We start from the raw sequence: 14,692 nt of genomic DNA, 5'->3' as shown, positions 1-14,692 counted from the left end.
GTCCCTTCAACGTCAATGCGACGGCGATCGAGGCCGGTATCGCAGCCATCCGCGACCGCGCCCATGTCGAGCGCAGCGTGGCGCACAACGAGACCTGGCTTGCCTGGTTGAGCGAGGAATTCACAAAGCTCGGGCTGCGGGTGACACCCAGCGTCGGCAATTTCATCCTCGTTCACTTTCCCGAGGACGAGAAACATTCCGCAGCGGCGGCGGACGACTATCTGACGGCGCGCGGCTATATATTGCGGCGCGTTTCGGGCTATGGCTTTCCCAACGCGTTGCGCATGACCGTCGGCACCGAAGAGGCCAATCGCGGCGTTGTCGCCGCTCTCACGACATTCCTGAAAAGCTAGAGACCATGACATCACCGATGTTTGAAAAGATCGCGCTGGTCGGCATCGGCCTGATCGGCTCGTCGCTGGCCCGCGTCATCCGCCGCGAAGGGCTGGCCCGTCACGTGGCCATATCAACGCGCAGTGCGGCGACGCTGGCGCGAGCCGAGGAACTCGGGCTGGGCGATAGCTATACTACCGATGCGAGAGAAGCTGTCCGCGATGCCGACCTGGTCATCGTCTCGGTGCCGGTCGGCTCGTCCGGCGCGGTGGCCGAGGAAATCGCGCCGGCGCTGAAGCCGGGCGCGATCCTCACCGATGTCGGCTCGACCAAGGCGTCTGTCATCGCGCAGATGCAGCCTTATGTGCCTGAAGGCGTCCATTTCATTCCCGGCCATCCGCTGGCGGGCACGGAAAAATCCGGCCCCGACGCCGGTTTCGCCGACCTGTTCGACAATCGCTGGTGCATCTTCACGCCGCTGCCCGACACCGACCCGGACGCGCTGGAGAGGCTGTCGGAGTTCTGGCGCCGCTGCGGCGCCAACATCGACACGATGGACCCGCAGCATCACGACATGACGCTGGCCATCGTCTCGCATTTGCCGCACATCATCGCCTACAACATCGTCGGCACCGCCGATGATCTGCAGTCGGTGACCAAGTCCGAAGTGATCAAATATTCGGCTTCCGGCTTCCGCGACTTCACCCGCCTTGCCGCCTCGGACCCGACCATGTGGCGGGATGTCTGCCTGCATAACAAGGACGCCATCCTCGAAATGCTGGCGCGGTTCTCGGAAGACCTTGCGTCGCTGCAACGCGCGATCCGCTGGGGCGATGGCGAAAAGCTCTTCGACCTGTTCACCCGGACGCGGGCTGTGCGCCGCTCGATCATCGAAGCCGGCCAGGACATCGACGTGCCCGATTTCGGTCGCCAGGCCGTCGAGCACCCCGCGAAGGGCTAGAGCAATTCCAGGAAAAGTGTGAGGCGTTTTTCCCGGGAAAAGCGCTAGCGCTTTCCCTTGGGAATTGCGTCAAAACAAAGCGTCGGTTTCAGGCTGGCCAGGTCTGCGCAACCATGGCCAGCGTCTCGGCCCTATCCGGCGCGCCCAGCCTGCCGCCGAAGCGCAGGCATTTGAGCGCCGCGGCCGCACTGGCAAAGCGCAAAGCCTGCTCGACCGGCATGGCTTCCGCCAACCCGACGGCGAAAGCACCGTGGAAGACATCGCCGGCGGCCAACGTGTCAACCGCCTTGACCCTTGGCGCCGCGACATGGCGCACATAGCCTGCGCGACGGTCGTGCCACCAACAGCCCGCCGCGCCGCCGGTTACCGCGACAAAGGCGTCGGTGCGGCTGGCGAGATCGGCGCAAGCCGTTTCCGGATCGAGCGCCTGGCCGCAGACGATGCGCGCCGCCGGCTCCGAAGCGACGATGTGCGTGGCGAGCGGCAACAGCTGTTCCAGAACTTCCAGCGGCGCGGTGTCGGCATCGAGGATCGCCGGACGCCCAACGGCGCGTGCCGCCTTGAGTGCCAACGCTGCCGCGCCCGGCCAGCGGACATCGACCAGCACGGCGTCGAATGCGGTGAGGTCGGCGACCGGCAAGACTTCGGGATCGGCCTGGGCCAGCCCGTCATAGAACGGCACGATGATGCGCTCGCCATGCGCGTCGACCAGGATCGAGGCCAGCGCCGAGCGGGCGCCTCTGACGCGGCGCACAAAGGTGCAATCGACGCCTTCGGCCTCGATGCCGGCGATGAGCTGGTCGGCGACGGCATCGTCGCCCGCACTCGCCCACAGCGATACCTCGGCGCCCAGGCGATGCGCGGCGCAGGCAGCACTGGTGGCCATGCCCGAGGCGATCTGGACGCCGTCGGAGGCAATGAACTTGCCTTGATGCACAGGCAGTGTCTCGACGCGCAGGATGGTGTCCAGCGTCAAGGCGCCAACGCTCAGCAGCTTCACGGGTTTTGCAATGGTTGAGCTATTCGACCGGCTTGATCTTGCCCAGCGGAATGAAGCCGAGCGAGGCCTTGCCCCTGACCACCTTCAGCGGCATCGACGGTTCGTTGCCGAGCACCGCCAGGGCAGAAAAACCCTGCTCGATCTGACTTTTCTGCTCGGGTATGGCGGCGCCGAGGATGGCCGCCACCGCCTTCGGGTCCTTCAGCCTGATCATCAGGTCGGCGTTGACCAGGCCCTCGGCATCGACCGAGAGCGGTCCCGAAACGGTAATGCGCGCCGTGCCCGACGACAGGTCAAGGTTGCGGATTTCGATCGCCTGGCCACGAAGGCTCTTCACCTGCGTGCCGATCAGTGCGACGCCGTTCTTCAATGTCACATCGCCGCTGGCATCGAGCGCCGGAAGCACGCGCCCGCCAATCGCGCCGGGGTCGATCTCGAGATCGCCGAAACTGCCGAGATAGTTGATATCCTCCCCGTTGGGCTGCAACTGGCCCGATGCCTTGCCGGCGCTAAACAGTTGCACCGGATCGGTGTCGTCGGCCGGATCGGTCTGGCCGGACAGGCCCTCCGCCTCCAGCGAGATCCGCTGCGGCAGCGGCCACCACAATTTGAAATTGGCCTGCAGATTGTCCCAGTCGATCCACAGCGGCACCATGTCCGGAACGGCGGTCCTGAGCGGGCCGCGCAGATTGGCAACCGGCGACAGAGGCTGGATGATCTGGGCGGCCGCGTTGAAACTGCCGGCTGAAGCCGCAATGTTCCTGGCATCGTCCTCATAGGCGAGGTTGTCGCAGGAGACGGTAAAGCTCAAGGGATAGCCGCTGACCTGGAGATTGGCACAGCCGGCCTCGACGCCATTCTTGTTGAGCGTGGCAACCGCCTTGTCGGCCTCGCTCCTGACGCGGTCGGCCAGATAAAACCAGCCGCCGCTGTAAAGGGCGAACAGCACGACGATGAACGCTGCAAGCCAGAACAGGCGGCGACGGTTACTTGGCTGGCGTTCGTCACTTGACGTCATGCTTTGGCTCTCGTTAACGCATGGGTGTTGCGGACGGGTGGTCGATTCCGCCAGGCAGACAGACGAATAGTTAGACGGGACGGGCGGAAAAAACACCGGTCCGGGTGCGGTGTTGGCATCTTTTGCAATCAGGCGCGGCGATATGGGCGATTTTTGGGTGTTTGGCTATGGCTCGCTGATCTGGCGGCCGGGATTCGCGCATGTCGAGACACAGCGTGCCCGCCTGCACGGCTATCGGCGCTCGCTCTGCGTCTATTCCTTCGTGCATCGCGGAACGCGCGAGCGGCCGGGGCTGGTGCTCGGCCTCGACCGTGGCGGGTCCTGCGTCGGCCTCGCATTCCGCGTCCCCGGCGACTTGCGCGACGAGGTCATGGCCTATCTTCGCGAGCGCGAACTGGTCACCAATGTCTATCTGGAGCGCATGCTCAAGATTCGCCTCGACGGGGGCGATACGGTCGACGCCGTGGTCTACATCGTCGACCGCCAGCACGAGCAATATGCCGGAGCGCTCGACGTGGCGGATGCGGCGGCCGTGGTGCGCGGCGCGGTCGGCCAGTCCGGCAACAACGAGGACTATGTGCTGAGCACGCTGGAGCATCTCGAGGCATTGGGCATAAGCGACCACTGGCTGGAGGATGTCGCCAGCCAGGTCGCGCCTTTGTGAAGCTGGCTCTGCGGAAAAAGGCGGCCAGGCCTTTGACCTCGTTCAGGCAAGACCTAGGTTAGGCTCCGACCCTCAGCCCGCGGGCGCCATTTGCCCGCCCCAATCATCCCGGAGATCCGCCTTGCAGAAACGTCGTCTCGGTCGCACCGACCTGTCCATCGCGCCGCTGGTTCTGGGCGGCAATGTCTTCGGCTGGACCGCCGACGAGAAAACCTCGTTCGACCTGCTCGACCGCTTCGTCGGCGCCGGCCTCAACGCCATCGATACGGCGGATGCCTATTCGCGCTGGGTTCCCGGCCACAAAGGCGGTGAATCGGAAACCATCATCGGCAAATGGATGAAAGACCGTGGCAATCGCGACAAGGTCGTGGTGATCACCAAGGTCGGTTCGGATATGGGGCAGGGGCACAAGGACCTGTCCGCCGCATACATCGAAAAGGCCGTCGACGCATCGCTGAAGCGGCTGCAGACCGAAGTCATCGACCTCTATCTGTCGCACTGGCCGGACCCCGCAACGCCCTATGAAGAAACGCTTGGCGCCTACGAGAAGCTGCTCGCCAAGGGCAAAATCCGCTATGCCGGCTGTTCGAATCTCGACGCCGGCCAGTTGCGTGCCGCACTCGATGTGGCGAGCTTGCGCAGTCTGTCGCGCTACGAGGTGCTGCAGCCGGAATACAATCTCTACGATCGCTCGTCCTTCGATGGGCCGTTGCGCGATCTATGCGTGGCCGAGGACATCGGCGTCATCACCTATTTCAGCCTGGCCAAGGGTTTTCTCAGCGGCAAATACCGCAGCGATGCCGATCTCGGTCAAAGCCCGCGCGGCGGTGGCGTGAAAGACTACCTCAACGCGCGCGGCATGCGCATCCTTGCGGCACTCGACGCGGTTTCATCAAGGCATTCGGCCAAGCAGGCGGAAGTCGCGCTTGCCTGGGTGATTGCGCGGCCGGGTGTCACCGCGCCGATCGCCAGCGCCACCAAGCCTGAACAGATGGACAGCCTGATCAGGGCGGCGTCGCTGAAACTGACCGCCGCCGACATGGCCGAACTCGACAAAGCGAGCGGCTGAAGCTTCAGGCGCCGCGCCTCGCACGAACGTCCAAGACGCCCCTCTGGTCCTGCCATACTGTCTCTTCGCGCAAGGCAGGACAGAGGAGAAAATGACTGAGCCGCTTCTTTCGCAGCCGGACTTTTGGGGACAACTTCTCGCGCTCGTGCTTGCCGCCCTGGTGATCATGGGCAGCCCGGGTCCGGCAACGATAAGCGTTACCGCCGTTGGGACCGCCTTCGGTTTGCGCCACTCGCTGGGCTATGCCTGGGGAATCATCCTGGGCACGATCGCCGTGCTTCTGGTTGTCGCGACCGGGGTCATGGCGGTGCTTACCTCGATGCCGAAGCTGGCGCCGTTGCTGGCTTTCGCCTCGGCGGCCTACATCCTCTATCTCGCCTTCAAGATCGCCACGGCGCCGCCCATGGCAGCACGCGGCGCGGAGGCTTCGTGTCCAACATGGCTGGCTGGATTCCTTCTCGCGGTCGCCAATCCGAAGGCCTATGTGGCAATCGCCGCCGTGTTCGCCGGTGCTTCGCCCAAACAGGGTAACACTGAGCTTGGTCCATGGCTGAAGCTGATGGCTCTCGCGCTGATGATCGTCGCCATCCATGCTCTGTGGCTTGTCTTGGGAGTGGCATTCGTGCGCTTCCTGCGCCGGCCGGCGGCCTCGCGGATCGTCAACCTGGTCTTTGCCGCGACGCTGGTGTTGACCACCGCGCTGGCCGTTTTCGGCTGAGAACTGCCGGCAGGAGACTTCCGGTTCAGGCTTTGTGTCTTGCGGCGTTGTCCAGCTCTTGCAGTCTTTTCACCGCTGTCGGCGGCAAGGCAGGCGGATTCGGGCCCCGCGCGGCATCAATCAGGAACTGGTCGCAGGCAGCCTCGGTCTCGCCGATCAGCCGGGCCATGAATTCGTCCTTGCTCAGTCCCGGTGGGATCGGCGGCAGGAAGCGCGCCTTCACGGTGCCGGGGTAGCGCAGAAATTTTCGACGCGGCCAATAGAGACCGGCGACATGGGCAACCGGCACCACCGGAACGCCAAGTTGCGCATAGATTTCGACGATGCCGTATTTGTAGGCCGGCTCGTCGCCCGGCGCGCGTCTTGTCCCTTCGGGGTAGATGATGAGCTGGCGAGGATTGAGCGCCATCTCCGCCTTGGTCGCGGCGACCACGGCCTTCAGCGCTTTCGAACGGCTGCCGCGATGAACCGGAATCATGCGCATCTTCATGATGTACCAGCCGAAGAACGGGATCCAGGTGAGCTCGCGCTTCAGGATGTAGAGAGGGTCGTGAAGATAGGGAAAGAAGGCGATCGCATCCCAGAACGACTGGTGTTTGGGGGCCAGGATGAAGGAGCCTTCGGGCAGGTTTTCCCGGCCGGTGATCTCGCTCTTCGTTCCGGCGATCTTGTCGTAAAGCCACATCGAGGTGCGCGACCAGAATTTCGGCACGAACCAGGCGCGGTGCCGGGGCGACAGGAAATAGTACGGGGTCCAGAGGATCATCTGGACGATCAGGTTGACGTAAAAGACGAAATTGAACGTCAGCGATCTGATGTAGAGCATTGGGGGGGAGCCCGGTGAGGAGGTGAGCGTTGGTTACACCAAGCGCGGGAAAAAAGGAAATGGCCGCAGGGCGCTTTGGTTGGCAACGAAGAACGGTCGCCAATGGGAGATTGGCCTGGTTCCGCTACATCAGCTGTGCCAGCCGCTCCTTCAGGCGCGGGGCGGCAAAATCGAGGAATGCGCGCAGCTTGACCGGCAGCAGGCCGTGGCCCGCATGCACCAGGCTTACCGGCCATGACTTTGGCTCGAACTCCTGCAGCAGGATGCGCAGCGTGCCGGACCGCAGCGCGGCTTCGATCTGGTAGGAAAGCACGCGTGTCAGCCCGACGCCGGCAATCGCGGCATCGATGGCCGCTTCGGCGGTGTTGACCTGAAGCCGCGAGCGGACCCGAACCGGGATTTCGGCCTTGCCCCTGATGAAGCTCCAACTGGCGGCGGAGGCAAGTCCCTCGAAGGTGATGCAATCGTGTGTTTCCAGATCCTCCGGGGCCGTTGGCGTGCCGTGTTCGGCCAGATAGGCCGGGCTGGCGCAAACGACGCGGCGGATCGCGCCGACGCCGATGGCGACCAGGCTCGAATCGGGTAACTGGCCGATGCGGATGGCGAGATCGAAATGGTCCTCGACCAGCTGGGTTATGCGGTCGGCCAATGTCAGGCGGATGTCCACGTCGGGATAGGCGGCGAGAAAGCCGGTGACGACCGGCAGCACGTGCAGACGGCCAAAGACGACCGGCGCGGTGATGGCCAGTTCGCCGGTCGGAGCACTGTATTCGCCGGCTGCCGTGCGTTCGGCCTCGCCGACGTCGTCGAGGATGCGGCGGCAGGCGGCAATATAGGTCTGGCCGGCATCGGTCGGTGTTAGCCGTCGCGTCGAGCGATTCAGGAGGCGTGTGTTCAGATGGCGCTCGAGATCGGAAATCTTGCGGCTGACCGTCGCCAGCGGAATGCCGAAACGGCGGCTGGCTGCTGAAAGGCTGCCGGCCTCCACCGCGGCGACAAAGAGCGACATGGCTTCGAGACGATCCATAGCTTCTTCCGGAAAATGGAAGGACGGGTTACGAATATGTCATCTGCATTTGAATGATGGAAGGCTCTATATTGTGTCTGTCAGCCTGCCCGCAGCCTGGCCCACAAAGGAGTTGCCATGTCCGAAGCCCGCCCGCCGATGCCGCCGTTTACCGCCGAGACATCAGCACAGAAGGCGCGCATGGCCGAGGATGCCTGGAATTCACGCGATCCGGCGCGGGTTGCGCTCGCCTATACCAAGGACAGCCGCTGGCGCAACCGCGCCGAATTCCTGCAAGGCCGCGACGCCATCCAGGCCTTCCTGACGCGAAAATGGAGTCGCGAGCTCGACTACCGGCTGATCAAGGAGGTCTGGGCCTTCCACGGCAACCGCATCGCCGTGCGTTTCGCTTACGAATGGCGCGACGACAGCGGTTCATGGTTCCGCAGCTACGGCAACGAGAACTGGGAATTCGATGAACACGGGCTGATGCGCCTGCGCATCGCCAGCATCAACGACCTGCCGATCGGCGAGGCCGATCGTAAGTATCACTGGCCGCTCGGCCGGCGACCGGACGACCACCCGACGCTGTCGGAGCTCGGACTTTAGCATCTTGCCGCAAGGAAGCTTTCAATGAACGCGCATGCTTTCACCAGCGACGTCGCCTTCACGCCGACCGTCAAGGCGATCCAGGCCCGCAAGGGCTCACGTCAGTCCTATGCCCGCGTCGAGGAGCGTGGCGGCTGGCAGGCCGGCATCACCCCGGACCTTGCCGCCTTCATCGAAATGCAGACCAGCGTCTTCCTGTCGACCGCGAACGGCGAGGGGCAGCCCTATGTCCAGCATCGCGGCGGGCCGGCCGGCTTCCTCAAGGTGCTGGATGAACATACGATCGGCTTCGCGGATTTTTCCGGCAACCGGCAGTTCATCACGCAGGGCAATCTGGCCGACAATCCAAGGGCGTTCTTGTTCCTGATCGACTATATGCACCGCCAGCGCATCAAGATCTGGGGCACGGCGCGGGTCGTCGAGAGTGACGCTGAACTGATGGCGAAACTGATGCCGCAAGACTACAAGGCGCGCCCCGAGCAGGTCATCCTGTTCACCGTCTCGGCCTGGGATGCCAATTGCCCGCAGCATATTCCGCAACGGTTCGAGGCGGCCGACGTGGCGGCGGCACTCGGCGAGCGGGACAAGCGGATCGAGCGCCTTGAACAGGAGATCGCACGGCTCAGGGGAAATACGGGCGCGGCCGCAGCGGAATAATCAGCCGCCGGCCGCTGTTTCGGCCAGCGCTATGCCATTGGGCGTCGGCTTGACCGGCACGATGCCCCGCGCCAGCGCCAGCAAATATTTGTTGTATTCGGTGAACAGCACGCGCAATGCCCGCGGCTTGGTCAGCCACCCGCCATTGTCGAGGTTGGAATTGACCACCGGATAGGGCTCGAGCTTGGCGCCATGCAGCAGCCTGCCCATTTCCAGCAGGCTTCGGGGCATATGATAATTGTTGGTGACAAGGATCACCGTGCCATAGGCGTGGCTCTCGACCCATTTGGCGCTTTCCTCCGCATTGCCGATCGTATCGAGCGCGGCGCGGTCGATGTCGACGCAACAGGAGAACAGCTTCTTGTCGCCGCCGGTCGCCGCCTGCAACTGGCGACGGCTGGCCGAAGGATGGACGCCGCTGATCAGCAGCCGCTCGCCCTTGCCGGACGCCAGCAGATCCATCGCCGCATCAAGGCGGGACTGACCGCCGGTCAGCACGATGATGGCGTCCGCCTTGGCCGGATTGGCAGGCGTGGTCAGGTGACTGACCTTATTGGCGAACCAGCCGAAGCCGCCGGCAAACAATGTTGCGAGGATGAGGACAGAGAGAGCGGACAGGCGCAACGCGGCTCTTAGACGGCTCACAGTGGAGCGGCCATGCGAACGGGCAACCACCACTGGCATCTGCCCAGCCGTACCGGTCGAATCCCGCGCGTCCATCGCCATATGGTTAATCCTGAAATGCGGCTTTGGGTAGGTAAAAGACGCACTTTGCGTTACGTGAATTCTCCATCCGTGATCACCCTGTCCTATCTATGTCGTTGTCCCAAAACCGGTTCCCACTTTTGGGCGACATGAATTAGCCTGCATCCGGCTGGCGGACATCGATGTCGCTGAGATAGGCAACGACGGTGGCGTGGGACGTGGCAGCCGTCAGTCCGCCGATCACCAGCACCATCAACACGACACCGAGATAGCCTGCCGAACCGATGGCGAAATTGCCGAACAGGGCGGTCGCTTGGTCGGCCTGCGGCGTCGCCATATTGCGCGACGACCACCAGGAAAAGACGATGAAGACGAGCACTGCCGCGGCACCGCCAGCCGCCGCTCCCTTCATGCCGGTGACCAGGAAATGCCGGCGGAATTCGCGCGCGATGAAGCGTGCTTCGGCGCCGACGAAATGCAGCACTTCGATGATGTGACCGTTGCCGGCCATGGCGCCGCGCGTCGCGAACACCACGGTCAGCACGGTCGCCGACAGTATCAATGCCAGCACGGCAATGCCGATGGTCACCGTCGTGCGGGCCATCGCTACCAGCCGGTCGACCCAGGTGCGGTGATCGTCGAGCGATGCGCTCGGCAGTTTCGGCGTGATCGCGGCGCGCATGGCAGCGAAATCGGGCGGGCTGTTCTCGTCGATGGTGACGATGATCAGGCGCGGCACGGGTAATTCATCGATGTTGAGCCCCGAGCCCAGCCAGGGCTCAAGGAGCCTCGCGGTCGCCTCGCGGTCGATGATCCGGGTCGTCTTGACGCCAGGGAATTCACCGGCGATCTGGGAGGCCTGGGTAAGGGCTGCTTCCATGTCGAGGCCGTCGACCGGCTTGATCTGGATGGTCGCCTCGCGTGAAATCTGGTTCTCCCAGACGGACGCTGTGTCGCGCACCAGCGTCACCGCGCCGAAAGTCAGGCAGGACAGGAAGGTCATGATGGCGATGACCAGGACCAGTGCCCGGCCGGCGATGTTCTGCGCCGGCACGATCGGCGCCATCCTGCGCTGGGCGCGGGGCTTTGCCTCGGTCGCCTCGGCGTCCTGCTCCCGTTCCACAAAATGTTCGGCGGACAGTTCAGTCATAGATGTCCAGCCTTCCGCCGGCCAGGATCATGCGGCGCGCGTCGACCTGTTCCATCAGGCCAAGGTCGTGGGTGGCGATCACCACCGCGGTGCCGAGACGGTTGAGCTCGATAAACAGCCGCAACAGCCGTCGCGCCAGCGGCGGATCGACATTGCCGGTCGGTTCGTCGGCGAGCAGGATTTCCGGCTGCTCGATCAGCGCCCGCGCGATCGCCGCGCGCTGCTTCTCGCCGCCGGACAGAACCGGCGGCAGCACGTGCATGCGCTCGCCCAGCCCGACCCACTTCAACAGTTCGGTGACATCGGTGCGGTAGCTCGCCTCCTCGCGCCCGCGCACGCGCAGCGGCAGCGCGACGTTCTCGTAGGTGGTCATGTGGTCGAGCAGGCGAAAATCCTGGAACACCACGCCGATGCGGCGGCGCAGATGCGGCAATTCGGTACGCGAGATGCGCGAACGGTCCTTGCCAAAGATGGTGATCAGCCCGCGCGTCGGCTTCAGCGACATGAACAGCAAGCGCAGCAAGGTCGTCTTGCCGGCGCCCGAAGGCCCGCTGAGGAACTGGAAGGAGCGCTCCGGGATGTGCAGGGAGATGTCGCGGAGGATTTCCGGACCCATGCCATAGCGGAGGCCGACATTTTCGAAACGAATCAATTTCGACGACCTGAATTTCGGCTCGGCGGCGAGCCGGCCTGTTCTGGGTAAAGACCATCGGCCGGCATGGTTAACCGGCGGTTAATTTCTGGGCTCTTTCGGCTCGTCACGAGGGCTCCGGTGGGGAAGCGTTAACCATTTGTGTTTACGCAAAAGAAACGAAAAGCGAACACGTGCTGCAATGCTGGGGCCATGATGGCTGACGATCGAACCGCGCGCCCGGTTTCCGGCGAAATCATGACCGATCGGGCGGCAATCGCCGCAGCGGACCGGTTCATACGTGGTTCGGCTGCCGATATCGTCGATGCCGATTACGTGGTGATGCCGCGCCTTGCGCCTGCCGTGGAGAGCGTTTCGCCGCTGCCGCGTGCGATCGTCATGCCACCCGTCGCGGGCATGGACATGCTGCGCAAGCCCGAGGCCCTGCCGGAGCGGCTACCAGCCTCGCGCGGCGGGCCGATCTTCTGGGTCGCCGGTATCGGCGCTGCCTTGGCCGCGTTCTGGGTCTCCGGCGGGCACGCGGTGGTGCGCCAGGCGCCGTTCCCATCCAGCGCGCAGGCGTCGGCGCTCAGCATTTCGGGCGTCACGTCACGCGTCGACGCTACCGGGCCGAACGCCGCGCTGTTCGTCGATGGCGAGGCCGTCAATGATGGTGCGAAACCGACGCAGTTGCCGCCGCTCGAAATCCGGGTGACCGGCAATGACGGGCAGACTACCCGCTATACGTTGGGGACATCCGGCCGTTCGCTGGCGTCTGGCGAAAGATTCGGCTTTGCCAGCCGGCTCGACGTGCCTAGAAACGGTGTGAAGACCGTGTCGGTCACTTTCGCCGAATAGGCGATCACCGGGGAAGACCATCAATGCCCATCGTACGCGGCAAGGACATCGAGGTTCTGTTTTCAGCATCGGCGATCGCGCGGCGCAATCTCGAACTCGCCAAGGAGATTGCCGGACACGATTATCACGATCTGCTGGTGATCTCGGTGCTGAAGGGCTCGTTTATCTTCGCCGCCGATCTTATCCGGGCCATGCACGATGTCGGCCTGTCGCCGGAGGTCGAATTCATCTTCATTTCCAGCTATGGCGCCGGCACCAGCAGCGGCGAGGTGAGGGTTCTGCGCGACATCGACAATGAGGTCGCCGGCCGCGACGTGCTGCTGATCGACGACATTCTCGAATCGGGCAAGACGCTGAGCTTTACCCGCGAGCTGATGTTGTCGCGGGGCGCCAAGAGCTGTTCGATCGCCGTGCTGCTCGACAAGCGCATGCGCCGCCAGACCGAGCTCAATGCCGATCATGTCGGCTTCGACTGCCCCGACTATTTCGTCGTCGGCTACGGCATGGATGTAGCCCATGCTTTTCGCGAGTTGCCGTTTGTCGGTGTCGTCAAAGGGGATGTCTGAGCGGCATCAAAAAGGTTTGCTGATGCTTAGAGCGGTTCGCCGCTTCACGAAAACGCCGAACCGCTCTAGTTTTTTGTTTTGACGCAATTCCCAAGGGAAAGCGCTATGCGCTTTTCCCGGAAAACCGTTTCACACTTTTCCTGGATTGCTCGGGGGCTTTCAGGAAAAGTCAACTTTTGGCGGCCAAATATGCCGGCCATGGCAAAGCTTCTGATCGTCGAGGACGATGAGTCCGTCCGCACCCTGGCCGCCCGCGCGCTTGAACGCGCCGGGCACACAATCGATATCGCGGCGGACGGCGCGCAGGGACTTTCGCTGATCCAGGCGGCGCGTGGCGGCTACGATCTCGTCGTCTCCGATATCCGCATGCCGGAGATGGACGGCATCGAGATGGCGATCGCGGCTGCTGCATTGTTTCCGTCGATCAAGATCGTGCTGATGACCGGCTATGCCGACCAGCGCGAGCGCGCCGAGGAATTGAACGGCATCATCCTCGATGTCGTGCAGAAGCCCTTCACGCTGGCCGAAATCCGTTCGCGAGTCGAGCGGGCGCTGATCTGCTTCGCCTGATCAGGCTGGGTCGGCGGCAGCGAGCACGGGTGGAACATTCTTGCGCCGTTCGGTGTTGAGCGCCAGCAGACCGGCGCCGATAATCAAGGCAGCACCGATCACCGTCGTCGACCGCGGCACCTCGGCGAAGAACAGGAAACCCCACAGCGGCGACCACAGGATGCCGGTGTATTCGAAGGTGGCAACGCGGTTGGCCGGCGCCATCCGGTAGGCCTGCGACAGCAGGATCATGCCGGCGGAGGCGACGAAACCGCAGGCCGCCATCTTGAAAAAATCCGGCAGCGTTGGCCAAATCCATGGCCGTACCAGGAATTCCAGGCTCGGGTGAACGGCGTGTGTAATGCCGGCCAGGTGAAACGCCCCGGCAACCACGGCGGCGCCGACCAGATAGGCGCCGTTCTGATAGAAGGCCATGACGGTGGACGATTCAGTATCGCCGATCTTGCGGGCCATCAGCTGCGAAAAACCATAGAGCGCCGCCGATCCCAGCGACAGCAGCGCTGCCCAGTCGAACAGCCCTGCGCCGGGGCGCAGCATCACGAGGACGCCGAACAAGCCGATCAGCACGGTTGCCAGTGTCTGCCAGGAGACGCGCTCGCCAAGGTAAGGTCCGGCCAGGACCATGATGAACAGCGGCGCCATGAAATAAAGCGCCACCGCATCGGCGAGCGGCAAAGCAGCGATGGCCAGGTAGTACATCGTATAGGAGGTGAACTGGATGAAGGCGCGCACCGTCAGCATGCCGAATCGCTTCGACAGGATCGCCCGCAAGCCGACATCGGCATGGACCAGAACGATCAGGATCGGCAGGGCGACGATCGAGCGGATCGCCATCACCTCGGTCACCGGATAGCCGCTCGACACGGCTTTGACGAGCGGATCCTGCAGCGAAAAGACCAGCACGCCGAGGCACAGGCTCAGGATGCCGCCCACCATCCGATTCTGCATCTGCATCCAGGCTCCTGCGCGTACGACCCGAAGCTGCCGCCTGCGGGGTAAAAAGAACCCGCCACCGTTTCGGGCAGCGGGCACGAGTGAGGACTCTTGATTGGTCCGCGGCTGATTTCGCAGCCGCATATCCAATGGGTATGGCGACTATCGTCCGCCGTTTGACATGTTGCAAACGAATTGGAATGATGCCAGCAATCAAATTCTCTTATGGCGGATTCCGTGCGGCCGACCCTCGACAGCGACCTCCTGCGAACCTTCGTGGCGATTGCCGAGACCGGCAATTTCACCAAGGCGGCGGAGCAGGCCGGCCGCACCCAATCCGCGGTGTCGATGCAGATGAAGAAGCTCGAAGAGCTGATCGGCGCCAGCCTGTTCGAGCGCGGTTCGCGCGGCGTCGCGT

Annotated in this window: 19 protein-coding genes; 11 read left to right on the top strand and 8 right to left on the bottom strand. The window is 63.5% G+C overall.

Annotated features, from left to right (window positions below; all coding sequences use genetic code 11):
- Together EN749_RS16540 and EN749_RS16535 are read left to right on the top strand one after the other, a co-directional pair.
- On the top strand, positions 1-353 hold a 353-nt coding region (locus EN749_RS16540; RefSeq protein ID WP_128363550.1), incomplete at its 5' end, for an aminotransferase class I/II-fold pyridoxal phosphate-dependent enzyme.
- Positions 354-358: 5 nt separating this feature from the next.
- Complete coding sequence (locus EN749_RS16535; RefSeq protein WP_174800311.1) at positions 359-1,294, top strand: prephenate/arogenate dehydrogenase family protein; 936 nt, start codon at positions 359-361, stop codon at positions 1,292-1,294.
- An 88-nt stretch (positions 1,295-1,382) separates the two neighbouring features.
- On the opposite strand, the gene EN749_RS16530 is transcribed toward EN749_RS16535, so the two are convergent.
- The gene (locus tag EN749_RS16530; protein WP_127809190.1) at positions 1,383-2,306 is read right to left on the bottom strand and encodes a sugar kinase; all 924 of its coding nucleotides are present in this window, start codon (positions 2,304-2,306) and stop codon (positions 1,383-1,385) included.
- A 7-nt stretch (positions 2,307-2,313) separates the two neighbouring features.
- The gene (locus EN749_RS16525; RefSeq protein ID WP_128363549.1) at positions 2,314-3,312 is read right to left on the bottom strand and encodes a DUF2125 domain-containing protein; all 999 of its coding nucleotides are present in this window, start codon (positions 3,310-3,312) and stop codon (positions 2,314-2,316) included.
- Between the two features lie 142 nt (positions 3,313-3,454).
- On the opposite strand from EN749_RS16525, the gene EN749_RS16520 reads away from it, so the two are divergent.
- The 3 genes from EN749_RS16520 to EN749_RS16510 all read left to right on the top strand — a co-directional run bounded on the left by EN749_RS16520 (position 3,455) and on the right by EN749_RS16510 (position 5,763).
- Positions 3,455-3,976, top strand: a complete 522-nt coding sequence (locus EN749_RS16520; protein ID WP_127318398.1) for a gamma-glutamylcyclotransferase — start codon at positions 3,455-3,457, stop codon at positions 3,974-3,976.
- Positions 3,977-4,097: 121 nt separating this feature from the next.
- Entirely contained in the window at positions 4,098-5,045 is a 948-nt protein-coding gene (locus EN749_RS16515) for an aldo/keto reductase (protein ID WP_128288217.1), read from the top strand.
- A 91-nt stretch (positions 5,046-5,136) separates the two neighbouring features.
- Positions 5,137-5,763, top strand: a complete 627-nt coding sequence (locus EN749_RS16510) for a LysE family translocator (RefSeq protein WP_128288216.1) — start codon at positions 5,137-5,139, stop codon at positions 5,761-5,763.
- A 25-nt stretch (positions 5,764-5,788) separates the two neighbouring features.
- On the opposite strand, the gene EN749_RS16505 is transcribed toward EN749_RS16510, so the two are convergent.
- Together EN749_RS16505 and EN749_RS16500 are read right to left on the bottom strand one after the other, a co-directional pair.
- The gene (locus EN749_RS16505; protein ID WP_128363548.1) at positions 5,789-6,589 is read right to left on the bottom strand and encodes a 1-acyl-sn-glycerol-3-phosphate acyltransferase; all 801 of its coding nucleotides are present in this window, start codon (positions 6,587-6,589) and stop codon (positions 5,789-5,791) included.
- Positions 6,590-6,713: 124 nt separating this feature from the next.
- A complete protein-coding gene (locus tag EN749_RS16500) occupies positions 6,714-7,616 on the bottom strand; it encodes a LysR family transcriptional regulator (RefSeq protein ID WP_127809195.1) in 903 nt (300 codons plus the stop codon).
- Positions 7,617-7,733: 117 nt separating this feature from the next.
- Between EN749_RS16500 and EN749_RS16495 the strand changes: the two genes are divergently transcribed.
- Both EN749_RS16495 and EN749_RS16490 read left to right on the top strand, forming a co-directional pair.
- Positions 7,734-8,204, top strand: coding sequence for a DUF1348 family protein (locus EN749_RS16495; RefSeq protein ID WP_127809196.1), 471 nt, complete (start codon positions 7,734-7,736; stop codon positions 8,202-8,204).
- A 24-nt stretch (positions 8,205-8,228) separates the two neighbouring features.
- Positions 8,229-8,861: a pyridoxamine 5'-phosphate oxidase family protein gene (locus tag EN749_RS16490; protein WP_128288213.1), complete on the top strand. Its 633-nt coding sequence runs from the start codon at positions 8,229-8,231 to the stop codon at positions 8,859-8,861.
- On the opposite strand, the gene EN749_RS16485 is transcribed toward EN749_RS16490, so the two are convergent.
- The 3 genes from EN749_RS16485 to ftsE all read right to left on the bottom strand — a co-directional run bounded on the left by EN749_RS16485 (position 8,862) and on the right by ftsE (position 11,368).
- Complete coding sequence (locus EN749_RS16485) at positions 8,862-9,587, bottom strand: YdcF family protein (RefSeq protein WP_127270825.1); 726 nt, start codon at positions 9,585-9,587, stop codon at positions 8,862-8,864.
- Between the two features lie 133 nt (positions 9,588-9,720).
- On the bottom strand, positions 9,721-10,716 hold the full coding sequence (locus EN749_RS16480; RefSeq protein ID WP_128288212.1) for an ABC transporter permease: 996 nt from the start codon (positions 10,714-10,716) through the stop codon (positions 9,721-9,723).
- Positions 10,709-11,368: a cell division ATP-binding protein FtsE gene (gene ftsE / locus EN749_RS16475; protein ID WP_010911739.1), complete on the bottom strand. Its 660-nt coding sequence runs from the start codon at positions 11,366-11,368 to the stop codon at positions 10,709-10,711. The genes EN749_RS16480 and ftsE overlap by 8 nt, the downstream gene beginning before the upstream one ends.
- Before the next feature lie 192 nt (positions 11,369-11,560).
- On the opposite strand from ftsE, the gene EN749_RS16470 reads away from it, so the two are divergent.
- From EN749_RS16470 to EN749_RS16460, 3 genes are all read left to right on the top strand, one after another.
- Entirely contained in the window at positions 11,561-12,205 is a 645-nt protein-coding gene (locus EN749_RS16470; RefSeq protein ID WP_128288211.1) for a hypothetical protein, read from the top strand.
- Between the two features lie 23 nt (positions 12,206-12,228).
- The gene (hpt, locus tag EN749_RS16465; protein WP_127809200.1) at positions 12,229-12,771 is read left to right on the top strand and encodes a hypoxanthine phosphoribosyltransferase; all 543 of its coding nucleotides are present in this window, start codon (positions 12,229-12,231) and stop codon (positions 12,769-12,771) included.
- Between the two features lie 198 nt (positions 12,772-12,969).
- On the top strand, positions 12,970-13,341 hold the full coding sequence (locus EN749_RS16460) for a response regulator (RefSeq protein ID WP_027038124.1): 372 nt from the start codon (positions 12,970-12,972) through the stop codon (positions 13,339-13,341).
- Here EN749_RS16460 and EN749_RS16455 read toward each other — a convergent pair whose 3' ends face one another.
- Positions 13,342-14,289, bottom strand: a complete 948-nt coding sequence (locus EN749_RS16455; protein WP_189367565.1) for a DMT family transporter — start codon at positions 14,287-14,289, stop codon at positions 13,342-13,344. It abuts the gene before it with no gap.
- Between the two features lie 222 nt (positions 14,290-14,511).
- Here EN749_RS16455 and EN749_RS16450 point away from each other — a divergent pair.
- Positions 14,512-14,692, top strand: a 181-nt coding sequence (locus EN749_RS16450) for a LysR family transcriptional regulator (RefSeq protein WP_145990927.1), incomplete at its 3' end; no start/stop codon positions are given.

Origin of the sequence: Mesorhizobium sp. M7A.F.Ca.ET.027.02.1.1 (assembly GCF_004022985.1) — a bacterium.
GTDB lineage: Bacteria > Pseudomonadota > Alphaproteobacteria > Rhizobiales > Rhizobiaceae > Mesorhizobium.
The sequence above is the reverse complement of the archived record's forward strand: the minus strand, read 5'-3'. Positions and strand labels throughout refer to the sequence as shown.